The sequence below is a fragment of the Methylobacterium sp. J-043 genome, assembly GCF_022829505.1.
GTDB classification, from domain to species: Bacteria; Pseudomonadota; Alphaproteobacteria; order Rhizobiales; family Beijerinckiaceae; genus Methylobacterium; species Methylobacterium extorquens_A.
On record NZ_JAKSYB010000034.1, the window covers coordinates 128,508 to 154,346 of the forward strand.

The following is a 25,839-nucleotide window of genomic DNA, read 5'->3' on the forward strand; positions in this document are numbered from 1 at the left end:
CCTATTAACGCGGGAGAATTATCCCTTCGAACAAGGACGCAGTCGGTCAAAGGGCAACAGTCACGATGGTGGCGCGAGACGCAAACCGAGGGTCGACGCGCACGATCCGGTGGGTGCAGCCCTTCGCGCGCCTGGGCCGGCAGAGCGACGGCTCGGTCGCGGTGATCTTCGGGCTGGCGGCTTCCACCCTGGTCGGCCTGGTCGTAGGGGCGATCGATTACGCCCGGTTCGCCTCTGCGCGCACCAATCTGCAAAGCGCGGTCGATGCCGGCGTGCTGGCCGGCGGCAACGCCCTCAAGCTGGTCGTGTCGAGCAGCGAGTCCATCGTCGGCCTGACGACGCAGACGATCCAGGCCGAGGCGAAAGCCGGTCCCGACACCCCGGTCTCCATCCAAGTCACCGTCGCCTCCGACAAGACGAGCGTCGAGGCGCGCGCCCAACAGGTCATCAAGCTCACGTTCGGGGCCTTCGTCGGCATGGCTTCGATTCCGATCGCAGCGCGCGCCCGGGCGAGCGTCGTGGGGCGGATGCGCCTGTGCATGCTGGCGCTCGATCCCGCGGCGGCGGGAGCGTTCAACTTGGAGCGCAACGCTCAGGTCACGGCCTACGATTGCGCCCTCTACTCGAACTCCGTCAGCCGCTCGGGAATGGTCGGTCGCGACGGCGCGCTCGCCCGGGCGCAGACGATCTGCTCCGCGGGAGGCTTCAAGGACGACCGGGCGAACTTCACGCCCAACCCGCAGACGAGCTGTCCCGTCATCGAGGATCCGCTCCGCAACCGGCCGGCCCCGCCGGTCGGGAGTTGTATAAACCTGCCGGATATCCTCCGCCTTGCCGATGTGCTGACCGGCAAGAGCAAGGGCAGCAACGCCATCGCGGAGACGACCACCCTCGATCCCGGCACCTATTGCGGCGGCTTGCACATCACGAAGAATGCCGTCGTCACACTGCGGCCGGGCATCTACGTCATGAAGGACGGCCCGCTCATCGTCGACAAGAAGGCGACGATGACGGGCAAGGATGTCGGCTTCTACTTCATCGGAAACAACAGCGGCCTTCTCTTCGACAAGAAGACGACCGTCGATCTGTCGGCGCCGACGACGGGTGCGATGGCGGGCCTCCTGATGGCGGAGGACCCCTCCGTTACCCTGTCGATCGATCCGGTGCGGGCCGCCGAGACGCTTCTCGGCGACATCATCGCGCCGACCCCCCCTCCGCTCGGCGCAAGCAAGCCGATGCGGACCTACCGCATCATCAGCGACAACACCCGCACCATGCTCGGGACCATCTACCTGCCGGCCGGCCGCCTCGTGATCGACTCGCAGCGGCCCGTGGCGGATCTCTCCGCCTATACCGTCGTCGTGGCCCAGCAGATCAATCTCTACGAGGGTCCGAACCTCTTCCTCAACGCGGACTACAACCGTTCGAGCGTCCCGATCCCCAAGGGGGTCGGCCCGATTTCGGGGCGGCTCGTCATCAGCCAGTAACCATCGCGATCCGCGCCGGGGTACCGATCCGCCCCGTCGCGCGACCTTTGCCGCGAGACATAACCCGTGCGTGCGCCCCTCTCGAACCCGATCCGCTCGCTGTCCGGGCGGCTGGCCATGGCGGTGGCCAGTGCGGTCGCCATCGCGCTGCTGCTCCTGACCGGTCTATCGACCTGGCGCGAGGTCGAGCGCTACGCCGCGGCCAAGCGGGACCTTCTTCGGATGACGGCGCAGATCCTGGCCGCGAGCGCCGCGCAGGCGACCGCCCAGGGCGACGAGGCGGCGGCGCAGAGCACCCTGCGGGCGATCGCCCACGGGGAGGCCCTGGTCTACGCATCGGTCGAGCGGGGTGACGGGGACATCCTCGCCGAGCAGGGCATCGGATTGCGCCTCTCGAACGACATCGATCTCGATGGGGGCTCCGTCTCGCCTCTCGATCTCATGACGACGCGGACGCTGCGCGTCTCGGTTCCGATCCTGGAGAACGCCCGCCCCATCGGCCGCGTCGTCCTGGTCTCGGACAACCGCGATTTGGCCGAGCGCGTCACGGAGGTCGGCCTCACGGCGGGGCTCGCCGGGCTGCTCGCCCTGGCGCTTGGGCTTGCCGTCTCGATGGGCCTGCAGCGCAGCGTCACCCGGCCGCTGGCGGCTCTGGCCCGGACCATGGATGGGGTGCGCCTCGGCCACGACTATTCCCGGCGCGCGGAGGGCGGCAGCGGCGAGGTCGGCGCGCTGGCCGAGAGCTTCAACGACCTCTTGGGGGCGGTGAACGAGCGCGACCGGGCGATCGCGCGCTACAATGCGGGCCTGGAAGAAGAGATCCGGCTGCGGACCCACGACCTGATCGAGGCCAAGCAATCCGCCGACGAGGCCAACGCCGCCAAGTCCGTGTTCCTCGCCACCATGAGCCACGAGATCCGCACGCCGATGAACGGCATGCTGGTGATGGCGGAACTCCTGGCCTCGGCCGATCTGCCCCCGCGCCAGCAACGCTACGCCAAGGTCATCGCCCGCTCCGGCCAATCCCTGCTCGCCATCATCAACGACATCCTCGATTTCGCGAAGGTGGAGGCCGGACGCCTGGAGGTGGAACGGATCCCGCTGAGCCCGCGCGACGTCGCCGACACCGTCGTCACCCTGTTCGCCGAGCGGGCCCGGTCGGCGGGGCTCGATCTGGCGGCGCAGATCGACGGCGACGTGCCGCGCGCCTTCCTCGGCGATCCGGTGCGCCTCGGGCAGGTGCTCGGCAACTTCGTCTCGAACGCGCTCAAATTTACTGCCGCCGGCCATGTCCTGGTGCGGATGGAAATGGAGCAGGAGGCGTCCGGTCCGGTCCTGCGCATCGCCGTGTCGGACACCGGCATCGGCATCCCGCAGGACCGGCTGTCGGGGATCTTCACCGCTTTCACCCAGGCCGACCAGTCGATCGCGCGCCGGTTCGGCGGCACCGGGCTCGGGCTGTCGATCGCCGAGCGCCTGATCGTCGCCATGGGCGGTCGCGTCGGCGTCGAGAGCCGAATCGGCGAGGGCTCGACGTTCTGGGCGCGTATCCCTGTCGAGGGCGCGGAGGGCGCCGAGCCCGCGCTCCGCCGCGCACCCGCTTTGCCCACCGCTGTCCGCCTCGGTGCGCTCGGCGGTGCGACGCGCGCGGCGCTCACGGCCGATCTTCGGGCCGCGGGCTTCCACCCCGTCGAATCCGGGGAGGGTCACTGGATCGTCGAGGCGGCCGAGCTTCTGGCAAGCGGTCGCCGCCCGGAAGGTGCCGGCCGGGTCATCGCCCTGGTGCCGATCGGCGACGCCTCCGGGCCTGAACTCATGCGAGCGGGCTTTGCCGACGCCGTGCTGCGCCGTCCCCTCGCCCAGGCCGAGTGGCGCCCGCTGCTGGCCGCCCTCACAGAGGGCACGACCCTCGCTATCGAGGCCCCATCAGCCGACGAGAGCGCTGCGGCCGCCCTGCCCTCCTTTCCCGGCGCGCGGGTGCTGCTCGCCGACGACAGCGCCGTCAACCGCGAGGTTGCGTCCGAAGCGCTCGGCCGCTTCGGCATCCACGACATCGTCTGCGTCGAGGATGGCGGGGCCGCGGTGGAGGCGACCGCCGCGAGCCGCTTCGATCTCGTGCTGATGGATGGCAGCATGCCCGTGCTGGACGGGTTCAGCGCGGCCGTCGCCATTCGCGCCCGGGAGGTGCGGGACGGGGCGGACCGCGTGCCGATCGTGGCCCTGACCGCGCATGTCGTCGGCGACGGCGCCGAATCCTGGCAGGCGGCGGGGATGGACGGCATGCTCGCCAAGCCGTTCACGCTGGCGCAGCTCGGCGGCCTGCTGGCGCGGCATCTCGCGGCCGCCCCTTGGCGCGATCCGGCGGAGATCGTGACGTCGGAGGCGCCGGCGCCGAGGATTTCGGACGATGTGCTGCTCGACGAACAGACGATCGCCAATTTGGAAGAGCTCGGCGACCGCGACTTCCTCGCGCGCATCCTTCGGCTCTACATTGCCCAGGCGCCTCAGGCGCTCTTGGAGCTCGAAACCGCCCTCGCCCGCGGCGACGCCCCGGCCGTGTCCCGCGCCGCCCACGGCCTCAAGTCGATGAGCGCCAATATCGGTGCGGCGCAGGTGAAGGATCGCGCGGGCGCCATCGAGCGCATGGCGCGCGACGGCGACCTGACCCGCCTCGCCGACACGGCGTCCGGCCTGGACGGCCTGCTCACCCGCACCGTCGGCGCACTCCACCTCCGTCTCGACGTGCCCATCGGGAGCGCCGAGGGCGAACAGAGCGAGATGGCTCACGCGATCGGCGGGCGGCGCGAAGCTGGCTGAGGGTCGGATGAGCCGGCGACGGACGAGGGCATCGTCCCGAAAGGTAGCCACCGGCTTTCGGAAAGGATGATGCGAGAACAAAGGCCTCGAGTATCGTCATGGATGTCGGATCCAGGACGATGCTCACAGTGTCATGCCGATGCCGTGTCCGGTCCCCGGCTAGGCCGGACGCCGCCGCGACGGGCCGGGCGGGCGAAGCGCCGTATCAGGCGGCCGCGGATGCGGTGTCGCGGCCGAGATCGAGGAAGGTCTGGACCCCCGCCCAGCGGCTCAGGAACGCCTCGACGATGGCCGGGTCGAAGTGGGAGCCGGCGTTCTCCTGCAGAAAGTCCCGCGCACGCTCCGGTGACCAGGCCTGCTTGTAGGGACGCTGGGTCGTCAGCGCGTCGAAGACGTCGGCCACTGCGACGATGCGGCCGGACAGGGGGATGGCCTCGCCCTTCAGGCGATACGGGTAGCCGGTCCCGTCCCAGCGCTCGTGGTGGCTTCCCGCGATTTCGGCGGCGAGCCGCATGACCGGCGAGTCGCTGCCGCCCAGGATGCGCCGTCCCCGGTCGGCGTGCTGCTCCATCTCCCGGCGCTCCTCGGGAGAGAGCGCGCCCGGCTTGAGCAGGATCGCGTCCGGCACGGCGATCTTGCCGACGTCGTGCATGGTCGCGGCCAGACAGAGCTGCCGGGCATCGGAGGGGGACATCCGCATCGCCTCGGCGATCAGCCCGACATAGGCGGAGACGCGGGCGATGTGATCGCCGGTGTCGGAATCGCGGTGCTCGGCGGCGCGCATGAGGGTCGAGACGATCTCGCGCTCGCGCTCCTCGACCATCGCCACCGCCGCCGCGACCTCGCGGGCGAGCTGTGCGGCGTGATCGCGCTGCGCCCGGTGGGCCTCGGAGAGGGCGAGCAGGTTCGTGACGCGGGCACGGATCTCGACCGCGTCGGCGGGCTTGGTGAGGAAGTCGGTCGCCCCCGCCTCCAGCGCCTCGCGGCGCAGGCTCCGCTGGTCGTGGCTCGTCACCATGACCGTGGGGACGTTGGTGAGGCCGGGAATGCGACGCACCGCCCGGATGAACTCGACGCCGTTCATGCCCGGCATCTCGTAGTCGGTGATGACGACGCCGATCTCGGACGCCCGCGTCTCCGCGAAGGCGAGCGCCTCGGCCGGCACGGTGAAGGCCTGCGGCGTGCAGCCGGCGAGCGGCCGCAACGAGGCGACCATCACCAAGTTGTTCATCTCGGCATCGTCGAGGACGAGAGCGAGCATCGAGCTTTGTCCCAGGCCTGTCGGCACCCCTCGCCCAACTGGGCGCTTGGATGGCAACCCTATGGTGGACGCGCCCACTAACACCCCCGTCCGTTGCTGAAAGGTGAAGCCGGCTCCGGTTCCCCGCCGATGCGGTCGCCGCCTCGTGCGTGAGCGTTAGCGAAAGCTTGGCGGAGTGCTCGAAACCTGCCCGCCCGACGAGTTCGTTGACGAACCCCCAGCCCGACCCGCATTCGCGTTGATCCAGCGCAAGACCCCCAGGTCGATCCTATGGGGGGGATCCGGTTCCGGCGCTCCCGCGAGGCAATGATGCCGGGGCCCGTGGGACGACGCCTTGAGTTGAATCAAGGCGTCGTGCGGCCGGCGCGGCAGGATGGCGCCCGTCGGACGAAGACGGGAGCAGGCGATGAGTGTGGTGCTTCGATCCATCGAAATCGAGACGGTGCGCTACGTGCGGGCGACGGCCGGGCCCGTGCCGCACGCCGAGACGGCGGCCGGAGCCGGCATGCCGGTGGTCGCAGGCGTCGTCAGGGACATCGCCCGCTACCGGACCATCGGCAGCCTGCAGGCGCTGGGCTTGGCCGCTACCGCCTCGGTGGCGACGATCGCGCTGTTCTGGCTGGCCTTCTGAACGCCTGATCCGGTTTCCGCTTGATCCGAGCGGGGACCGTATCAGCCAGCCCGCGCGGCGCTTGAGGCGGGAAATGGACGACATCTGCTGGCGGCGCTGGGACTCGCACCCATGTTCTACCATGCGGCCGGTCAGCCGTTCGGGAGAGACTGCCGCCCGGGCGCAGGCTCGGCGTTGAGATGGATCAAGCGGGCGGCGGCCATGTTGGCGGCCTGCTCATCCCTGTCGTCGAGAGCATCGCCCCGAGACCCGGTGGCCACCCGTCGGAGCGCTCCGACAGGATCGCTCGGCGATGACGGCGACCCGTCACCGACGGGATCTTAAGCCGCGAGTTCCTTGAGCCACGATTGGAGAACCGGCTGCGCCTCGGCCGTCCGGCCCCAGACGCTGGAGCCGATCTCGGTTTCCCGCGGCAGGAAGCCGAATCGGCGCTTGAAGGCACGGCTGAAGGTCTTCTCGTCGGAGAAGCCGGTGGCATAGGCGACCGTGGAGATCCGCGGGCGCCCCGCCGGACCGGCCTGCGTCAGCATCTTGATCGCCCGCAGCAGGCGCCGTTCGCGGATGAAGCGTTGCACCCCGCCCTCCGAGGCGAATTGCCGGTAGAGGGTCGCGCGGGAGAGGCCAAACCGGTGCGCGAGCGTCTCGGCATCGAGGCTCGGCGAGGCCAGTTCCTTCTCGATGTATTGCCGGATCGTGATGCTGAGTTGCACTTCGCTCGCCGGCCGGTCCGCCACCTGCCCGCGCAGGCAGGCGCTGCCGAGCATCGCCACGGCTTGGCTCACATGCGGAAGCTGGTGGACGTCGAGAACATCGACGCAGTCGACGAGTTCGCGCACGCAGGTGAAGAATAGCCGGCTGATGCGATCCGTCGCGTAATCGAAGGCGCGGCCGTGCAGCGCCTCGATATTCGGCACCTTCTCGGCAATGAGGGCGCGTGGAAGGAGGAGATTGGTCGCGTGGATCGGCTCGGCGACCACGGTCACCGGCTGGGCGAGGTCGAACAGCACGCAGGCGTTCCGGGCGACATCGGTTTCGCCCCAAGCCACTTCGACCCGGCTGGTGCCGGAATGGTAGAACTGAAGCAACAGATGGTCGAGGCCCTGTTGCGCCACCATGCGCGGCGTCCGCTCCAGGATCTGAGCCGGCGCCCGAACCTCGCCGACGAGCAGATCGCCGAGATGATAGTTGTCCATCGTGATCGGACCGGACAGCAGGCGTCCGCTCGGCAGGGTGGCCTGGAAGATCGGCGACATGGCTGCAGTCCAGGCCTCGCGTAAAGCGACGGGATCCGTCGGCGGATCGAAACAGCTTCGAAGAATCGTCGACATATCCAAATGGTCTCTGAGAAAGGAGGTTGCGGCTTGTCGCAAGCCTAAGCTTGTCTGCTGATCACATGTTCGGTGGCATTGTCGGAGTGGGACTCGATACGCATCTCGAAGGTGAACATGCTTCTCGGATTCCTAATCTATCCGGGTATTGCGATCTATAACGCATAAATGATCGTTTATACTGATTTTCAGGTCATTCCAGTCGCCTTCGTCCAATCAATCAAGAGGTACCGCTTGTCCCGAAATTGGACAATCGGGCCGCCGTGTCAAATTTTGCGACGATCTTCGGACGCTTCGGCTTTCGGCTCTGGAAGACACCGGTTGTCGCGATCGGCCCGGATATCGGGTCAAACCCCCAACCACCCTTTGGATGTGCAAGAGCGCGGCACGGCCGGCAAATGCCGGATGGCGGCGTCGGCACCGCATTTGAGACGGAGTGCGACTTTTGAGATATGCTTTGATACACGATATAGCTTTGAGACTATACTCCGCTATCCTGAGACATATTGAGACATAATCGGCGGTATCTGGCAAAAATACTTAGATCCTCATCAATTGCGTCGGGCGCTTCATCCCCTCACCGCCGACACGTCGGCTCCCCGAGGATCGAGTCGCCCCATGTCTTCCAGCATCACGCTCTCGGCCGCGACGCGGCAGAACCTGCTCTCGCTTCAGGACACGGCGAGCCTGCTCGCGACGACGCAGAGCCGGCTCTCGACGGGCAAGAAGGTCAACTCGGCCCTCGACAACCCGATCAACTTCTTCACCGCCAGCAACCTGTCGTCGCGCTCGACCGAGCTGTCGTCTCTGCTCGACGGCATCTCGAACGGCGTCCAGACCATCCAGGCGGCCAATACAGGTCTTTCCAAGCTCCAGAATCTCACGAGCCAGCTCAAGTCGACGGCGCAGCAGGCGCTGGCCGCCACCAGTGCCTTCACCTCCAAAGCCGCCTCGGTCTCGACGGGGCTCGCGGGGGCGACCGCCGCCAATCTGCTGTCCACCGGCCCGACCGCGGCGCTCTCCGACAAGGCGATCGGCACGCTCACCAACGGTCAGCCGAGCGCCGCGGTGCCGGCGACGGTGACCGGCAGCGTCGATTACAAGCCGACCGCCGCCCCGGCGACGATGCGCGGCGCGACCTTCGCCGCGACCACGCCGAGCCTCGCCAAGGCGACGGGCACCTCGACCTTCTCGACACCGGCCAACGCCGTCGCCGGTACGGCGACGGGCACCGCTTTCACGACGCTCACCTCGGCCGCAACGATCGAGGTGACGTACGCCACCAGCCCCACGAGCACCACCACCACCAGCATCAGCCTGGCGGTCGGCGACACCGTCGACGCCGCCGTGACCAAGCTCAATGGCCAGCTTGGCAGCCTCGGGATCACGGCCAAGAACGATAGCGGCAAGCTCTCGTTCACCGGCAAAGCCGACGGCTCCGCCTTCTCGGTCAAGACCACGGCGCAGGGAACCTCGGAGACCGGCTTCACCACGGGCACGAGCGCTGCGTCGAGCGGCAACGTCGCGGCGGCGAGCCAGAAGCTGACGATCAACGGCGAGCTGATCACCATCGCGGGCGGGAGTGCCGGCGCGACGGCTGCCGACGTGACGAAGGCCGCCGTCGACGCGATCAATGCCAAAACCACCGCGACCGGCGTCACCGCCAGCATCGAGACGGTGGGCGGCACCTCGCGGCTGGCGCTGACGGGCAAGGCCGACGGCTCGAACTTCACGGTGACCGGCGAGGCCGGCAACAGCCTCGGCTTCGCTTCGAGTCCGACGACGACCGGCAACGGCGCCGCGGCGGCGAGCCAGACGCTGACGATCGGCGGCACGCAGATCACCATCGCGGGCGGCGGCTCCATCGACGATGCCGTCACGGCGATCAACCGCCAGACCGGCACCACCGGCGTGAGCGCGGCCAAGGATCCCGCCGACGCCACCCGCCTGCTGCTCACCGGCAAGTCCGACGGCTCGGCCTTCACCGTCGCCTCCTCCAACCCGGCCTCCAGCGGCTTCTCGGCGACGCCGACGAGCACCAGCCTCGCGGCGACGGTGAGCGGCGCCTATACGCCGACGGGAACGCCCGCCGCGGCGACCGGCGCCAGCGCCTTCACCGGCCCGGCCAACGCGGTCGCCGGCACGGTGACGGGCGGCGCCTACACGCCGACGAGCGCCGCCGTGACGATCGCGATCGCATCCACGGGCAGCACGACGACGAACATCTCGGTCAGCCTCGCCGCGAACGACACGCTCGAGACGGCGATCTCGAAGATCAACACCGCGGGCAGCGCGGCCGGGATCACGGCCGCGATCGACTCGACGAACAAGATCAAGATCACCGGCAAGAGCAACGGCGATGCGCTGAGCATCACCGGCGACGGTGCAGGCTTCTCGGCGACGGCGCTGACCGCGGCCCGGACGGAGGCGAAGACCCAGACGCTGACCATCGGAAGCCCCAGCACCACCAGCACGACCAGCATCACCATCAGCGGCGGGAATGCCGGCGACAGTGCGGCCTCGGTCCTGGCCGGCGCCCTCAAGGCGATCAACGATCAGTCGTCCATCACCGGCGTCACCGCCTCGAGCTCGGCGGACGGCAAGATCGTGCTCAAGGGTGCGAACTCGGGTGCGGCCTTCACGGTCCAGGGCGGTGCGAACAACACGCTCGGCTTCTCGACCAGCAAGCAGACCGTGGAAAACGGCGTGGCGCCCACCGCCCAGACGCTGACGATCAACGGCAAGGACATCACCATCGCGGCCGGTGCGAGCCAGGCGGCGGTGATCACCGCCATCAATGACGCCAATACCGGCGCCACGGCCACGGGCGTCAGCGCCGGCATCGATCCCGACAATGCCGGCAGGATTAAGCTCACCGGCAAGTCCGACGGCGCGGCCTTCACCGTGCAGTCGAGCAACGCCGCCTCCTCCGGGTTCTCGGGCATCACGCAGCAGGTCAACAACAACCAGGGCGCGGCTCAGACCGTGACGGTGAACGGCACCGCCATCGAGATTGCGGCCTCCGCCACGCTCGATCAGGCGATCGCCACCATCAACGCGAAAAGTTCGGTCACCGGCGTCACTGCGGACAAGGACACCGCCGGTACCAAGCTGACGTTCAAGGGGAGTGCCGACGGCTACGCCTTCACGATCAAGGGCTCGGAGCACAACACGCTGGGGCTCGCCAGCACCGAAGCCTCGGTTGCCGGCACCTTCGACCCGGGCCAGACCACGCTGATCTCGACCCTCGGCTTCCAGGGCGGCGACAGCTTCTCGGTCAACGGCCAGACCGTGAACCTAACGGCGACCGACACGATCGGCTCGCTCGTCCAGAAGGTCGGCGCGGCGACCAACGGCTCGGTGACCGCAAGCTACGACGCGGCGGCCAACAAGTTCAGCTTCACCGCCGCCGACTCGAACACCGCGGTGCAACTCGGGGACGGCTCCACCGCCACGTCGAAGGTCGCCAATCTCGGCTACACCGCCACGAACTTCGCGGCGGGCGGCGGCAAGCCGGGCTCGCAGAGTGCGCTCGCGGGCAAGTCGCTGACCGTTCAGGTCGGCAGCGGCACGGCCATGAACACGGCCACCATCACGTTTGGAAACGCGCCGGGGCAGGTCTCGACGCTGGCCCAGCTCAACGAGGCGCTGGCCCCCGCCAACGCCCAGGCGACGATCGACTCGCTGACCGGCAAGATCTCGATCACCACCTCCAACGACGTCGGCGCCCAAAACCTGTCGATCATCGCCAATGGCGCCGGCAACCCGTTCACCACCGGTACGGCGGCGGCCAATCTCGGCGGCGACGGCCTCAACGCCCGCAACAACCTCGTGCAGACCTACAACGACCTGCTCAAGCAAATGGACCAGCTCGCCTCGGATGCCGGGTTCAACGGCGTGAACCTGCTGTCGGGCGACAACCTCACGATCAACTTCAACGAGAAGGGCTCGTCCTCGCTCAAGGTCCAGGGCAGCGCCACCAACGCGGCCAGCCTCGGCCTCTCGGCGGTGGGCCAGACCAACTTCCAGGAGAGCAGCGCCATCAAGAAGATCGTCGATCAGATCAACAGCGCCGGCAGCCAGCTCCAGTCGCGCGCGGCCGCGCTCGGCTCGAACCTCGCGGTGGTGCAGAACCGGCAGGACTTCACCAAGCAGATCATCAACGTGCTCGATACGGGGGCTGCCAACCTGACCAGTGCCGACCTCAACGAGGAGGCGGCCAACTCCCAGGCGCTCTCGACCCGCAACTCGCTGGCGATCTCGGCGCTGTCGCTGGCCAACCAGTCGCAGCAGGGCATCCTGCAGCTCCTGCGGTAACGCGATCCGCGCCCGGCGCGCATCGAGACGACAGGGACGGGCCGGCTTCCTCGGGGAGCCGGCCCGTTTCGTCTTGACCGGTGCAAGCGGCGAGCGGGAGGCGCCATCGGATCAGGAGGCTGTTCCCGCCGGCCGGGCCGGTTCCGCCTCCCGGCTCGCCAGCGCCATGCGATAGGTCATGTCGTGGGAGGACAGGGTGTCGGCGATGAAGCGGTCCACGGCCGCCAAGCCGCGGGCTGTCGGGGCGAGATGTTTCAGGCTCCGGCCGGCCGAAGTGAGGAGGCCGCCGGTCTCCGCTGCCGCCAGGATGTTGCGGACATGCGACCGGGACACCCCGAACCGCGCGACGATGTCGGAAAAGTCGCTCTCGCGGATGGCGGCCTGCGCGTCCGCCTCCTTCAGCAGGATCACCCGCGCCAGGACATGGAAGCCTTGATACATCTGGAGGAACGGGAGGATGTCGCCGTTCTGTGCGAGGAACCGACCGATGACGTCGAACATGCCGACCGAGACGCGGCGGTGAGCCAGATGGAAGGCCGGGTCGCGGGACACGGCGAGACCGTATCCGGGTTCCGGATAGAGTTCCTGCAGCACGCTGTAATAGGAGGACAGCAAGGCCCGATCCCAGGCCAGAAGCTTGTCCGTCGGCACCAGCAGCCGCAGCCGGCCGTCGGCAGTGGGACGCTCCAGAACGACGTGATCGGTCTCGACGAGGCGGGCGATGAGATCGTCGATTTGCCGAGGACTCGAGAGCCCGAAGGACGCTCCCGCCTCCTTGAGCCGCGCGAGCGTCGGCCACGTCGCCCGGTCCGCCGGATCCCAGGCCGCATGGAGGCAGACGATCGCGCTGATCGTGGCGACCCGATAGGCCGCGCTCTGCCATCCCCCGGGGAAGTTCGCGATCTCGTAGCACGCCATCGTGATGGCGACGTAACGCGGTCGCATCCGCGCGAAATCGGGATGGATCAGGATCTCACCGCTGGTGCGATGCGCGATGTCGGGGAGGAAGCGCCGGAATTGCGACGGCTCCGGCGGAAGTGGATCGAAGGTGCCGTGGCCGGCCGCTCTCTCGTCCGTTCCTTCGCTCGGCGCGGAACCACCCGTCTTCGACATGTATTCTGTGCGTCTCGGCTTCAGTGCGAGGGCCGGACGCCGGAGCCGCGGCGGCTTGCCGGCCCAGGCTCGATCCGGCCCAAAACCCTCTCCGGCATACCCACAACCACCGACTTTGACCTGGTGAGGTTGCATTGGGTTAGAGTTAGTGCGGAGGCTTTTGCAAGCTCCGGCCGACCGCGTAGGGCTCACTTCCTCGCGACGCTGCCGGAGCGCGAGCACCACTCCCGGCCAGGGCCCCTGCCACGCTCTCAGCCGCGGCTCTTCGGCACGCGCCCGATCTTCCACTGGAACGGCGGCTCGGTGCCGTTGACGGCGTAATCGCCGACGACGCGGTCCTTGAAGATGCGCGGATTGTGCGAGGCGATCGTGCGGGCGTTGCGCCAGTGGCGGTCGAGCGCGAGGCCGCGGCGCGTGGCCGAGGCGCCGAGCGCGTCGAACAGGATCGTGCCGGCATCCAGCACGAGGCCGGTCAGCACGCTCTGGGCCTGGGCCAGCTCGATCTCCGCGGCGACGTTGATCGCGTGCGCCTCTTCCTCGGGCAGGTCGGCGACGCGCGCCTCGTAGGCGCGCTGCACGGCCTGCGCCGCCTGCCCGTTGATCGCACCGGCGGCATAGGCGAGGCCGTGCACCCGGCCCACGACCTGAAGCACCTGCGGGTCGGCGCTGGGGCGCGCCCCGGCGGCGTGGGAGTAGGTGCGCGCGCGCTCGCGCACAGCGCGAGCGACCTCGCCCGCCGCCGCCCGGGCTATGCCGGTGAGAGTGGCCAGATGCACCGCTTGGAAGAAGGCGGGGCCGTAGGGGAAGCGATCCGCGGTCGGCAGCGGCTCGCCGAACGCGGGGGCGTCCTCGAACAGGGCGGTGCCGCTGGCCGTGAGCCGCTGGCCGAACCCGTCCCAATCGTCGAGGATCTCGACACCCGGCGCCTTGGCCGGTACCACCACCGAGGTCTCCTCCCCCGCCTCGCCGGTGCCGACGACGTCGATCCAGTCGGCGAAGAGCGAGCCCGTGGTGTAGTATTTCTTGCCCGTCAGTCCCCAGCCCGCGCCGCTGCGATGGATGCGGGTCTCGAAGGTGCCGACCGCGGCGGTCCCGGTCTCGGACCACGCCCCGCCGAACAGGTCGCCGGCCGCGAGGCGTTCGATCCAGTGCGCCCGGCGCTCCCCCGCTGGACTGCCGACGGTGTCCTCGGCAAAGCCGAAATGGTTGCGCAGGGCCTGCGGCAGGTTGGAATCGGCCTCCGCCAGTTCGGCCAGCAGCCCGAACAGGTCGGGCAGGCTCGCGCCGAAGCCACCCTCGTCCTCCGGCACCCGCAGGGCGCCGAAGCGGGCTTCGCGCAGCCACCCGATCGCCGTGTAGGGCAGATCGCGCTTACCTTCACGCGCAAGCGCCCCCTCGCGGATGCGGGCAAAGATCGGCCGGAAGCGCCTGGCGAGGCCCTCGTAGCGCGGGCTCGGGGGCGTGCCCCAGGCAGCCCAAGGAGAGGTCCATGAGGTGGCTTCGGGTTCGCTCATCGGCTGTCTCGTTCGGTGCGGGTGCAAAACATCAGTGCCGGGTCCCGGCCTCGGCGCCGCCGAGGTAGAGCGCGCCGAGCCGCCCGCTCGCGGCGAGTTCCGCGCTGGAGCCGGAGGCCACCACGCGCCCGCTCTCGAGCACGACGGCGCGGTGGGCGACCTCGAGCACGAGGTTGGCGTTCTGCTCGGCGACGAGGACGCTCACGCCCTCCTCGCGGTTGAGCCGGGCGACGATCTCGAAGATCTCGGCGACGATGATCGGCGCGAGCCCCATGGAGGGCTCGTCGAGGAGCAGCAGGGTCGGGTGGGTCATCAGGGCGCGCCCAATCGCCACCATCTGCTGCTCGCCGCCGGAGGTGAGGCCGGCTTTCGCCCCGCGCCGCTGCTTAAGGCGCGGGAACCACGCGTAGATCCGCTCCAGATCTTCAGCGAGTTGCCGCCGGCTCGGGCGGCGGAGGTAGCCGCCCGTCAGCAGGTTCTCTTCCACCGTGAGCTGGCCGAAGACGTGGCGGCCCTCCAGCACCTGCACGATGCCGCGGGCGACGAGGTCGGCCGGGTCGAGCCGCCCGGTCGCCTCGCCCTGCCAGCGGATGGCGCCGCGCCGCACATGGCCGCGCTGTGCGCCGAGCAGGTTCGAGATCGCCCGCAGGGTCGTGGTCTTGCCGGCGCCGTTGGGGCCGATCAGCGCGACGATCTCCCCCTTGGCGACGCTCAGCGACACGTCGCGCAAGCCCAGGATCGAGGCGCCGTAAACCGCCTCGATGGATTCGACGTCGAGGAAGGGCGCGCTCATTTCGCGCTCGCCTCCGCCGTGTCCTCGGAGCGGGGCGTGATGCCCTTCTCCCGGGCATAGGCCGCCGCGCGCTCGTAGATGACGGGCAGGAGCAGTTCACGGTCGGACTTGACCCAGCCGTTGCTGACGATGTTCCACTTCGCGCCGTCCCATTGCAGCACCTTGCCGGCACCGCCGCCCTCGTGGTCCTTGATCGAGAGGCGGAGCGGCTGGACGAGGCCGTCCGCGCCGAGTTCCTTCAGGCGCGCCTCGTCGAGCACGAGGTGTTCGAGGCCCCACTGCGTCTCCTCGCCGTTGAGGGGGCGCTTGCCGAAGCGTGCTTGAGCCGTGCGGATTGCCTCGACGGCGATGATCGTCTCGATCACACCGGAATTGTAGTAGACCGAACCGAAGCTCTTGAGATCCTTCAGGTCGCTCTTGCCCTGATCGATGATCGCCGCCTTGATCTTCTTCAGGATGCCGAACTCGGCCCCGGCGGGGAACGGGGTGATGGCGAGATAGCCCTTGCCGACGCTTCCGGCCGGTCGCACGTCCTCTTCAGAGCCCGACCAGATGCCGCCGATGATGTGATCGACGGGGAAACCCGTCTTGGCCGCCGTCTTGATCGCCACCGGGGTCATCACGCCCCAGCCGCGCAGAAACACCCAGTCCGGCTTAATCTGGCGGATGCGGGCCCATTGCGCCGACTGGTCGTTGCCGGGATGCGGCACCGCGATCTGGATGTTCTCGAAGCCGTAGGTCTTGGCCAGCAGGTCGAGCGGGACTTGCGTCTCCTTGCCGTAGGGAGAGTCGTGGTAGACGGTCGCGATCTTGAGACCCTTGAGCTTGTCCTTACCCCCGACCTGCTCGGCGATGTAGTTCACTGCCGAGGACGCCTCGCTCCAGAAACTGAACAAAGCGGTGAAGCTGTAGGGGAAGACGCGCCCGTCGATCGCCTCGGTGCGGCCGTAGCCGGTGGTGAGCAGCGGGATCTTGTCGGCGGCGGACTTTTCCGTGAGCGCCTTGGTGATCGGGTCGCCGTGCGGCAGGAACAGCGGCACCGGCGAGCCGTCACGGCCGCCCTTCAGCCGCTCGTAGCACTCGACGCCCTTCTCGACCGCCCACTCGGTCTCGCACTCCTCCCAGGTCAGCTTGACGCCGTTGATCCCGCCCTCGACCTCGTTGAGGTAGCGCAGGTAGTCGATGGTCCCGCCCCAGACCGGCGTCCCGGACGAGGCGTAGGCGCCGACCCGGTAGGTGGCGAGGGGGATGTACTGCTTGGCCGCTTGAGCACCGGATTCTTGCGCGGAGGCGGTGGGCACGAGGTTGGGCGCGGCGGTCAGGCTCGCGGCGAGGGCGACGGCGCGAAGGGCGCGGGACAGGCGGGTCATCGTTCGGTTCTCCGGGAGAGCTTCGAGGGAGGGGATCAGCGGGCGGGGCGGCGCAGCCGGCCGAGCAGCGCGGCCAGCCCGTTCGGCTCCTTGATCAGGAAGCCGATGATGAGCGCGCCGAAGAGGATGCGTTGGAGGTTCGAGACCTGCCCGCCATCGAGGCTGCCGCCGAGCACGGCGTTCGACAGATGGGTCAGCAGGATCGGGGTCAGGACGATGAAGGCCGCGCCGATGAAGCTGCCCGACAGGCTGCTCAAGCCCCCGATGATGATGATGAACATCGCCTGGAACGAGCGGTCGAGATCGAAGCTGCGGGCATCGACCGTGCCGAGATAGGCGAACGCCCAGAGCGCCCCGGCGACACCGCTCACCGCGGCGCCGACGAAGAAGGCCGAGAGCTTGGCCCGCGCCACCGGCACGCCGATGACGGCCGCCGCGGTCTCGCCGTCGCGCACCGCCCGCCAGTTGCGGCCGGTCTGGCTTCCGACGAGACGCCACGCCAGCACCGTGACGACGGTGACGCTGGTCAGCGTGAGGGCGTAGCGTCCGGCCGGGCTCGACAGGTCGTGGCCGAGGAACACGAGCCGGGGCGCCGAGATCGCGCTGGACGAGGCGTAGTTCGAGAACCAGCCGACCTGATTGAAGACCCACTCGATCAGGAACTGCGCCGCCAGCGTCGGCGCGATCAGGTAGAAGCCCTTGATGCGGAGTGACGGCAGGCCGACGACGAGCCCGACCGCTCCAGCGATGAGCCCGCCGCCGGCAAGGCTGAACGGCAGCGGCAGCTCGGGCAGGCGCAGCAGCAGGTTGTAGGTGGCGTAGGCCCCCACCGCCATGAAGGCGCCGGTGCCGAGCGAGGCTTGGCCCGCATAGCCCATGGTCAGGTTCAGGCCGAGTCCGGCGAGCGCCATGATCAGGAACGGGATCAGGATCGCGTTGTACCAGTAATCGGTAGCAGTGAGCGGGATCGCCACGAAGGCGAGGCCGAGGAGGAGAGCAAGGCCGGCGCCGCGCAGGGGCAGAGCGGGCAGCGTGAGGCGCCGGCCCGGCGCGAGGGCGGCAGCGAGGGCGGGAGGCATGGCGTCAGACTCTCTCGATGGCGCGTTCGCCGAACAATCCGGCCGGGCGCACCAGCAGGAAGGCGACGGCGAGCCCGTAGGCGAACCAGGTGGAGACGGAGCCGCCGAGCAGCGGCCCGAGATAGATTTCGGCGAGCGCATCGGCCGCGCCGACGATGAGGCCACCGACGACGGCGCCGGTGATCGAGGTGAAGCCGCCGATGATGAGCACCGGGAGCGCCTTGAGCACCACGAAGGTGAGGGAGAACTGCACGCCCTGGCGCGCGCCCCAGAGCAGGCCCGCCACCAGCGCCACGAAGCCGGCGACCGCCCAGACCGAGGCCCAGAGCACGGGCAGCCGGATGCCGATGGAAAGCGCCGCCTGCGGGTCGTCGGCCACCGCCCGCAGCGAGACGCCGATCCGGGTGCGCTCGAAGAACAGCCATAGGGCGAGCACCAGTGCGCCCGCGGTCAGGGCCGCCACGAGATCGAAGGAGCTGAGCTGGACCGGGCCGATCGCCACCGGCAGGTCGCTGATGCCGAGGTCGAGCTCGTGGACGCTGGCGCCCATCACGAGCTGTGAGCCGCCCTCGATCACGTAGGACAGGCCGAGCGTCGCCATGAACAGCGTGATCTGCGAGCGGTTCACGAGGGGCCGCAGCACCACCCGCTCGACGGCGACCGCCAGCGTCACCATGATCGCCAGCGTGATCAGGCCGGCGAGCCAGAACGGCACGTCGCGTTCGGTGAGCGTCACGAAGGTGAGCGCGGCGCAGAGCACCATCGCCCCTTGCGCGAAGTTGAACACGCCGGACGCCTTGTAGATCAGCACGAAGCCGATCGCGACGAGGGCGTACATCACGCCGGCGAGCAGGCCGCCCGCGAGCGTTTCCAGAAAGAAGCTCATGGATCGGCCCTTAATGCGGCTTGCCGAGATAGGCCGCGATCACGGCCGGGTCGTTGCGGATCGCCTCGGGTGGGCCGTCGCCGACCTTGCGGCCGTAATCGAGCACCACGACGTGGTCCGACAGGCTCATGACGACGCCGATATCGTGCTCGATCAGCACGATGGTGGTGCCGAGGCTGTCGCGCGCCGCCGCGATGAAGCGGGCGATCGTGCGCTTCTCCTCGCCGTTCATGCCGGCCATCGGTTCGTCGAGCAGCAGCAGCGTGGGCCGCGCCACCAGCGCGCGGGCGAGATCGACCCGCTTCTGGATGCCGTAGGGGAGCGTGGCGACGATGCGGTCGCGGTAGGCGGTGAGTTCGAGGAAACTCAGCGTCTCCTCCGCCGCCTCCCGGAAGCGGCGCGTCTCGGCTGCATCGCGGGGCAAGCCCAGCGCGTGCTCGATCAGGGTGGTGCGGCTGTGGCGCGCGAGCCCGGCCAGCACGTTGTCGAGGACGCTGAGGCCCGAGAACAGGGCCGCGTGCTGGAAGGTGCGCCCGATCCCGCGCCGCGCCGCAGCCCCCGGCCGGATCGAGCGCAGACGCTTCCCCTCGAAGGCGACATGGCCGGAATCGGCCCGGTAGACGCCGTTGAGGATGTTGAGCGCCGAGGACTTACCCGCCCCGTTGGGGCCGATCAGGGCGCAGATCTCGCCACGCTCGACCGAGAAGCTCAGGGCGTTGATCGCCTTGAGCCCCTTGAACGAGAGCGAGACGTCGGAGAGTTCGAGGATCGGGTCGGCCATCGCTCTCACTCCGCCGCTTCGAGGCGGTTTGCCTCGCGGGCCTTCACCGCCTCGATGTCGCGGTAGCCGTGGGCCGGGTGCGTCTCCGGCAGGAGGGGCCCGCGCCCGAACAGCTTCTCGCGTAAGGTTCCGGGGCGGTAGGCCTTCGGGTAGACGCCGCGGCGCTGGAGTTCGGGCACCAGCAGGTTGACCGCATCCTCGAAGGTCTCCGGCGTCACCGCGTAGGCGAGGTTGAAGCCGTCGACGTCGGTCTCCTCGACCCATTGCTGGAGGATGTCTGCCACCGTCGAGGGCGAGCCGACGAAGACCGGCCCGATCCCGCCGATGCCGCCCCAGCGGGCGAGCTCCGCGATCGACCAGGGCTTCTCGGCCGAGGAGAAGCTCTCGACCATCGAGACGATGGCGTTGGTCTCGACCTTCTTCACCAGATCGGTCGGCGCGTACTGGCCGAAATCGATCCCGCTCCAACCCGACATGAACACCAGCGCGCCGTCATACGACGTATAGGTTTGGTATTCCTCGAACTTCTTCTGCGCGGCCTCGTCGGTTTCGGCGACGATGATTGTGGTGAGGTTGTAGATCAGCACGTCGCGGGCCGAGCGGCCGGCAGAGACGGCTTTTGCCCGGACATCCGCGACATAGGCCTTGAGCATGGATTTGAGCGGCGCGCCGACGAACACGCACTCGGCATGGCCCGCCGCAAAAGCCTTGCCGGGCCCGGAGGCGCCGGCTTGGTAGAGCACCGGGGTGCGCTGGGGCGACGGCTCGCAGAGATGGTAGCCCGGTACGGTGAAGTGCCGGCCGCGATGGTCGATCTCGTGCACCTTCGACGGATCGGTGAAGATCCGCCGCTCGCGGTCGCGCAGGACGGCGCCAGGTTCCCAGCTGCCCTCGAACAGCTTGTAGAGCACTTCGACGTATTCGGCGGCGACCTCGTAGCGGTTGTCGTGGCGCGCGAGCCCCGACTGGCCGACGTTCTTGGCGCCGCTCTCGAGATACGAGGTGACGATGTTCCAGCCGACGCGGCCCTTGGTATGGTGATCCGCAGTCGAGAGGCGGCGGGCGAAGGTGTAGGGGTGCTCGAACGAGGTCGAGGCGGTGATGCCGATGCCGAGATGTTCTGTGGCCAGCGCGATCGGAGCGGCGAGCTGGAGCGGATCGTTGACCGGGATCTGCGCCGCCTGATGCAGGGCGTGCCAGTTCGAACCCTTGTAGACATCATAGTAGCCGACGACGTCGGCGATGAAGATCCCGTCGAAGATCCCGCGTTCGAGGGTGCGGGCGAGATCCTGCCAGTATTCGAGGTCCTTGTACTGCCACGAGCGGTCGCGCGGATGAGCCCACAGGCCCGGCGACTGGTGCCCGACGCAGTTCATGTCGAAGGCGTTGAAGCGAATTTGGCGCGTCATGAGGCTTCGTCCGTTGAGGGGGCGGCGCGGCGGGAAGGCTCGGCGGGGGCTCAGCCCGGCGCGAGGCCGAGCAACTGGCCGAGCGGCACGATCAGGGTGGCGCCGACGTAGAAGCCGTCCTTGGTGCGGTTGGGGGTGAAGGGGTTCCAGTAGGAGTTGCCGTTGACGAGGTACTGGACCACCGGCTCGAAGAAGATGCCCTTGCCGAGCGCCAGATGCGCGTTGGCCTCGAAGATCAGCTTGTCGCGGGAATAGAGTTCGCCGCTGCCGCCGGAGATGAAGTTCGCATCGGAGAGGAACTGCGCGTAGTCGGCGGAGATGCGCTGCCAGTTGACCTTGACGCCGTAGCGGTCGAGCGGCCGGCTCTGGTCGGGCGCTTGCAGCGTGAGGCCGGCAAGCGCGCTCCAGCGGATCGGCACCGTCGGGTCGGGCGCGTAGGCGAGGCTGGTATAGGCCTGGATCGAGGTCGGGTTGAGGTTGCCCGCCTCCGCCCCGCCGTCGGCGCGCCACACGACCTGCGAGCCGGTGAGGATCACGCCCGAGGTGCCGGAGCGCAGCCGCACCGGATCGCCGGGATTGAGCCCCTTCGAGGTGCCGAAGGCCGTCCTGAGGTTATCCTCGTGGTCGGCTGTATTGTAGAAGCCGGTCAGCGCCACGCGACTCGGATAGGGATCGGTGACGAAGGTAGTGGCGTGTCCGATCTCCGCGAGCGTCACGACGCCGTTGAGTGGTTCGTGGCCGAAATCCCAGCCGGAGGTGAAGTTGGCGCGGCCCGTCACCGCGAAGGCGCCGGCCTGGATGTAGTCGTCCGGAGAGGTCTTGTAGGCGACGTTGGCGCCCCAGACACCGTAGAGCGGCGAGCTGAGCCCGGCATTGATCTGCAAGATGTCCTGGAAGCAGCTCACGCTCGATTGGCAGGGTGGCAGCGCGTAGTAGCGGTTCGGATGGGTGCGCCCGATCTCGATGGCGAGGCGGTCGTCGAGCAGCCGCTGCTCGTAGGTGAGGATCGAGAGGCGGGCGAAATCGCGGTTGAAGGTCGGCTGGTAGCCGATCGTGGTATCGCCGATGTCGGCGCCCATGTTGCGGTTGTTCCAGCGCAGGCCGAAGAAGGTCTGGGTGATGTGGAACCAGCCGCCGGGTATACCCGCCAACTTGTCGAGATCCGCATCGAGGCTCAGCAGGTAATAGGCCGAGTTCGAGAGTTGTCCGGGCCGCAGGCCCGCGCTCGGGTTCGAGAAGAAGAAGTCGTAGACGTTGACGTCGAAGCTCAATCCAGCGAGCGCCAGCGAGGCGGCGTAGGGCGCCAGCGGCCCGTGCCACTTCACCTTTCCGTCCGGCGCGACGCCGATCGCCTCCGGGTTGGTGCGGGGACCGGCCTCCCCGGTGAAGCTCTCCACCGCGCTCGGCGATTGCGCCAGGGCGGGCGTCTCGATGAGCGGCAGGGCACAGGCGAGGCCGGCGCCTAGGAGCAGGAGGCGGGCCGGCGGGGACAGGACGTTCGGCATCGGACTCGTCTTCAGGCAGTCGCGCAGGGGTCATCGGACCAGCGCGGACGCAGGCACGTGAGGCGGATCGGGAGGAGAAGCGTCGGCCCGCGGAATGCGGGACCTCGGCGGGGCAGCCGGTCCGGGCAGGATGTCGATCCGCCCGCCTGACCGGCGCGTCATCGAGAGCCCGACGAAGATCTGCTTGTCTTCGTTTGATGCTCGCCGAATGTGAAGCGATATTCGACAATGAACACTAGCGCGTCAATAAAAGCGATTGCCATTTTTGAGCGCGATGCTGGGACAACATTTCCCCCTTTGCGCCGAAAAGGGGGACGGAGACGTATCGGTACCGTTGAAGGCACGTGTGGATCGTCGGTCGGCGAAGAAAAACGCTTCCACGTTGCATCGGAGTGGCGAAGGGAATGGGCTCCGGACGATGTCAGCCCCGAGAGGCCTTGCGGCCCAGGGATCGGCGCCGACGCGCCGTAGAACCAATCGAGGCCCGGACGGATGACAAGGAGGAATAATCCTCTCGCGGCGGCCGGTTTCTGGAGAACGATGATGCTAATTCGTATCAATATTTGAATATTACATTCATTGATCTTGGGAGGTCTGGTCGGTCATTTTGACGGGCGCCGCTCTGCCGCACGGCCGGCCCTCAAGGCCGGTCCTGCCCGACGTGTTCAGGTTCGATTTCAGGTTCGATGTCGCGTCCCCTCCCCCGTCTCGCCCTCGCGGCCGTCGCCTACCGCTACGGCCCGAGCCCGGTGCTCGACCGTATCGATCTCGAAATCGCGGCGGGCGAGCGCATCGGCATCCTCGGCCGCTCCGGCGTCGGAAAATCGACTCTCCTGCAGATCATGGCCGGGCTCGTCGCGCCCTCCGCCGGCACCGTGCGGCTCGACGGCACGCCCGCGCGCGGGCCGGTGCCGGGCTGCACGGTGATGTTCCAGCGCCCGGCCCTGCTGCCCTGGGCGAGCGTGCGCGACAACGTGCTGCTGCCCGCCCGCCTCTCGGGGCGCCTCGCCCGCGACCGTGCGGCCTGCGAGGCGGATGCGCGCCGCCTCCTCGACGATCTCGGCCTCGGCGAGCGCGCTGGCGCCAAGCCGCACCAGCTTTCGGGCGGTCAGCAGCAGCGGGTGGCGCTCGCCCGCGCGCTGGCGAGCGAGCCGTCGATCCTGCTCCTCGACGAGCCGTTTTCGGCGCTCGATCCCGAGATGCGCGCGTCGCTTCGGGCCGACGTGCTGCGGCTCGCCCGCGCCCGCGACCTGACGCTGATCGTCGTCACCCACGACCTCGCCGACGTCGCGGCGCTGGCAGCCCGCGCCGTGGTGCTCGACGGGCGCCCGGCCCGCATCGCCGCGGACTTTGCCCTCGGTGACGAGGCGGAGGCCGAATTGCGCCGCCGTCTCGGTTCCCTGGCCCGCGACGCGTCCGGCGTGACCAGCCGTGCCGCCTGATTTCCCTCACCGAGACCCCACGATGAGCGCCCCCGACGACCTCTCCGCCCTCTGGACCCACGAATGGGCACGCGCCGACTGGACGCGCCGCAACACCCTCGACGCGCTCGCCCGCGGCGGTCTCGCCGCCCTGCTCGGCGGCGGCGGGCTCGCCCTGTCCGGCCCCGCGGTGCACGCCGCGGAGGACGACACCGTGCGCATCGGCTACCTGCCGATCACCGACGCGACCGCGCTTCTGGTGGCCCATGCCAAGGGCTATTTCGAGGAAGCCGGCCTGAAGGTCGCCGAGCCGACCCCGGTGCGCTCGTGGTCGGCGCTGGTGGAGGGGTTTGCCGCGGGCAAGTTCAACCTCGCCCACCTCTTGAAGCCCATCCCGGTCTGGATGCGCTACAACAACAAGTTTCCGGTCAAGATCCTGGCCTGGGCCCACACCAACGGCTCGGGCATCGTCGTCGGGGGCAAGAGCGGGATCGAGGACTTCAAGGGGCTGGCAGGCAAGCGCGTCGCGGTGCCCTACTGGTACTCGATGCACAACGTCGTGCTGCAATACGCGCTGCGCGAATCCGGCGTCACGCCGGTGATCCGGGGGGATGCCGGGCCGAACGAATGCGCGCTTCAGATCCTGGCGCCGCCCGAGATGCCGGCGGCGCTCGCGGCGGGCAAGATCGACGGCTACATCGTCGCCGAGCCGTTCAACGCGCTCGGCGAGATCAAGGCCGGCGCGCGGATGCTGCGCTTCACCGGCGACATCTGGAAGAACCATCCCTGCTGCGTCGTGGTCGCGCATGAGAGCCAGATCGCCGCCAAGCCGGAATGGGCCGGCAAGGCGGTCGATGCCATCGTGCGGGCGCAGGCCTATTGCGTGAAGAACCGCGAGGAGGTCGCCCGGCTGATCTCGAAGGAGGGGCGCGGCTACCTGCCGATGCCGGCCGACGTCGTCATCAAGGCCACCACCGATTACGGCCCGGCCTACGAGGCGAGCGGCGCGATCCGCCACCGCGACTGGGCGGCGCAACGCATCGACTTCCAGCCCTGGCCCTACCCGTCGGCCACAAAGCTGATCGTCGAGGCGATGGGCAACACCGTGGTCGAGGGCGATGCCGGCTTCCTCAAAGGGCTCGACCCGGATTTCGTCGCCCGCGATCTCGTGGACGACCGCTTCGTGCGGGCCTCGCTCAAACGCTACCCTGAATGGCCGGGGGCGGCGGACGAGGCCGCGCTCACCCGCCAGGAGACCCTGAGCCTGTGAGCGGGGGCGCGATCGAGGCGGCGCTCGCCGTCGAGCGAGAGGTCGCGGCCCCGGCGCCGAGCCGGGCCGGGATCGGTGCCCGGTTCGGTGCCTCGGCCTTCGACCGGCTGGCCCCGCTCGTCGGCCTTGCGGGGCTGCTCGCCCTGTGGTTCGCGGGCGGGCTGGTTCTGGAGAGCGTGCCGGCCTACGCCGCCTTTGCCGGTTTCGCGCCGGGGCCTGCGCTGGCCTCCTTCGCCGAACTTCTGACCTCCGGCGAAGCATGGCGGGCCGCCGCGCCGAGCCTCGCCCGGATCGGCCAGGGCCTCGCGGTGGCGTTCGGGCTCGGCGCGCCGCTCGGGCTCCTCGTCGGCTCGGTGCCGCTCGCCGAGCGCATCCTGCAGCCGCCGTTCCAGCTCCTGCGGATGATCTCGCCGCTGGCTTGGATGCCGGTGGCGGTGCTCGCCTTCCCGAGCTGGGACGGGGCCATCGTCTTCCTGATCGCCGCCGCCGCGATCTGGCCGATCCTGTTTGCCACCGCGGCGGGCGTGAAGCGGGTCGATCCGGTCTGGCTCGCCATGGCGCGCAACCTCGGCGCCGGCCGGTTCGCGGCTCTGCGCGCCGTCATCGTCCCGGCGGTGCTGCAGGACATCCTGACCGGCCTGCGGCTCGCGCTGGGTGTTGCCTGGATCGTGCTGGTGCCGGCCGAGTATCTCGGGGTCACGAGCGGGCTCGGCTACGCCATCAACGACGCCCGCGACACCCTCTCCTACGACCGGCTCGCCGCCCTCGTCCTGCTGATCGGAGGGATCGGCTACGCCCTCGACACGGGTCTCGGGCGGCTGGCCGCCCGCGCCCGCTGGATTCCCGCAACCTGAGGA

At 68.9% G+C, this 25,839-nt stretch carries 18 protein-coding genes; 7 read left to right on the forward strand and 11 right to left on the reverse strand.

The annotated features are described in order from the left end of the window. Window positions 1-65: 65 nt before the first annotated feature. Window positions 66-1,487, forward strand: coding sequence for a TadE/TadG family type IV pilus assembly protein (locus MKK50_RS07325; protein WP_253370582.1), 1,422 nt, complete (start codon window positions 66-68; stop codon window positions 1,485-1,487). 66 nt (window positions 1,488-1,553) lie between these two features. After that, complete coding sequence (locus MKK50_RS07330; protein ID WP_499021417.1) at window positions 1,554-4,304, forward strand: ATP-binding protein; 2,751 nt, start codon at window positions 1,554-1,556, stop codon at window positions 4,302-4,304. A 205-nt stretch (window positions 4,305-4,509) separates the two neighbouring features. Here the strand turns inward: MKK50_RS07330 and MKK50_RS07335 are convergent, their stop codons facing one another. Continuing rightward, entirely contained in the window at window positions 4,510-5,565 is a 1,056-nt protein-coding gene (locus MKK50_RS07335) for an HD-GYP domain-containing protein (protein ID WP_253370586.1), read from the reverse strand. Window positions 5,566-5,971: 406 nt separating this feature from the next. Between MKK50_RS07335 and MKK50_RS07340 the strand changes: the two genes are divergently transcribed. Further along, entirely contained in the window at window positions 5,972-6,196 is a 225-nt protein-coding gene (locus MKK50_RS07340; RefSeq protein ID WP_253370588.1) for a hypothetical protein, read from the forward strand. Between the two features lie 320 nt (window positions 6,197-6,516). On the opposite strand, the gene MKK50_RS07345 is transcribed toward MKK50_RS07340, so the two are convergent. Continuing rightward, the gene (locus tag MKK50_RS07345; protein ID WP_499021420.1) at window positions 6,517-7,449 is read right to left on the reverse strand and encodes a helix-turn-helix domain-containing protein; all 933 of its coding nucleotides are present in this window, start codon (window positions 7,447-7,449) and stop codon (window positions 6,517-6,519) included. Between the two features lie 693 nt (window positions 7,450-8,142). On the opposite strand from MKK50_RS07345, the gene MKK50_RS07350 reads away from it, so the two are divergent. Then, on the forward strand, window positions 8,143-11,841 hold the full coding sequence (locus MKK50_RS07350) for a flagellin hook IN motif-containing protein (RefSeq protein ID WP_499021421.1): 3,699 nt from the start codon (window positions 8,143-8,145) through the stop codon (window positions 11,839-11,841). 111 nt (window positions 11,842-11,952) lie between these two features. Here MKK50_RS07350 and MKK50_RS07355 read toward each other — a convergent pair whose 3' ends face one another. The 9 genes from MKK50_RS07355 to MKK50_RS07395 all read right to left on the reverse strand — a co-directional run bounded on the left by MKK50_RS07355 (window position 11,953) and on the right by MKK50_RS07395 (window position 22,291). Then, window positions 11,953-12,954 (reverse strand): hypothetical protein, encoded by a 1,002-nt coding sequence (locus tag MKK50_RS07355; protein WP_499021423.1) that lies wholly within the window; start codon window positions 12,952-12,954, stop codon window positions 11,953-11,955. 251 nt (window positions 12,955-13,205) lie between these two features. After that, a complete protein-coding gene (locus MKK50_RS07360; RefSeq protein ID WP_499021425.1) occupies window positions 13,206-14,468 on the reverse strand; it encodes an acyl-CoA dehydrogenase family protein in 1,263 nt (420 codons plus the stop codon). Window positions 14,469-14,499: 31 nt separating this feature from the next. Beyond that, complete coding sequence (locus MKK50_RS07365) at window positions 14,500-15,261, reverse strand: ABC transporter ATP-binding protein (protein ID WP_499021427.1); 762 nt, start codon at window positions 15,259-15,261, stop codon at window positions 14,500-14,502. Continuing rightward, window positions 15,258-16,631, reverse strand: a complete 1,374-nt coding sequence (locus tag MKK50_RS07370; protein ID WP_499021429.1) for an ABC transporter substrate-binding protein — start codon at window positions 16,629-16,631, stop codon at window positions 15,258-15,260. The genes MKK50_RS07365 and MKK50_RS07370 overlap by 4 nt, the downstream gene beginning before the upstream one ends. 35 nt (window positions 16,632-16,666) lie before the next feature. Continuing rightward, window positions 16,667-17,710 carry a branched-chain amino acid ABC transporter permease gene (locus MKK50_RS07375; protein WP_499021430.1) on the reverse strand — a complete coding sequence of 348 codons (1,044 nt, stop codon included), beginning with the start codon at window positions 17,708-17,710 and terminating at the stop codon, window positions 16,667-16,669. A gap of 4 nt (window positions 17,711-17,714) precedes the next feature. After that, complete coding sequence (locus tag MKK50_RS07380) at window positions 17,715-18,596, reverse strand: branched-chain amino acid ABC transporter permease (protein ID WP_499021431.1); 882 nt, start codon at window positions 18,594-18,596, stop codon at window positions 17,715-17,717. Between the two features lie 10 nt (window positions 18,597-18,606). After that, window positions 18,607-19,377, reverse strand: coding sequence for an ABC transporter ATP-binding protein (locus MKK50_RS07385; protein ID WP_499021433.1), 771 nt, complete (start codon window positions 19,375-19,377; stop codon window positions 18,607-18,609). Window positions 19,378-19,382: 5 nt separating this feature from the next. Beyond that, window positions 19,383-20,786 carry an LLM class flavin-dependent oxidoreductase gene (locus tag MKK50_RS07390; RefSeq protein ID WP_499021434.1) on the reverse strand — a complete coding sequence of 468 codons (1,404 nt, stop codon included), beginning with the start codon at window positions 20,784-20,786 and terminating at the stop codon, window positions 19,383-19,385. A 50-nt stretch (window positions 20,787-20,836) separates the two neighbouring features. Beyond that, the gene (locus MKK50_RS07395) at window positions 20,837-22,291 is read right to left on the reverse strand and encodes a carbohydrate porin (protein WP_499021436.1); all 1,455 of its coding nucleotides are present in this window, start codon (window positions 22,289-22,291) and stop codon (window positions 20,837-20,839) included. 686 nt (window positions 22,292-22,977) lie between these two features. Here MKK50_RS07395 and MKK50_RS07400 point away from each other — a divergent pair. Genes MKK50_RS07400 through MKK50_RS07410 form a run of 3 tightly spaced genes read left to right on the forward strand, consistent with a single transcriptional unit; the run spans window position 22,978 to window position 25,836 of the window. Next, complete coding sequence (locus tag MKK50_RS07400; protein WP_499021438.1) at window positions 22,978-23,733, forward strand: ABC transporter ATP-binding protein; 756 nt, start codon at window positions 22,978-22,980, stop codon at window positions 23,731-23,733. A gap of 22 nt (window positions 23,734-23,755) precedes the next feature. Continuing rightward, window positions 23,756-24,982 carry an ABC transporter substrate-binding protein gene (locus tag MKK50_RS07405; RefSeq protein WP_499021440.1) on the forward strand — a complete coding sequence of 409 codons (1,227 nt, stop codon included), beginning with the start codon at window positions 23,756-23,758 and terminating at the stop codon, window positions 24,980-24,982. Then, window positions 24,979-25,836 carry an ABC transporter permease gene (locus MKK50_RS07410; protein ID WP_499021442.1) on the forward strand — a complete coding sequence of 286 codons (858 nt, stop codon included), beginning with the start codon at window positions 24,979-24,981 and terminating at the stop codon, window positions 25,834-25,836. Before MKK50_RS07405 ends, MKK50_RS07410 begins: the two co-directional genes overlap by 4 nt. The last annotated feature ends 3 nt before the right edge of the window (window positions 25,837-25,839 follow it).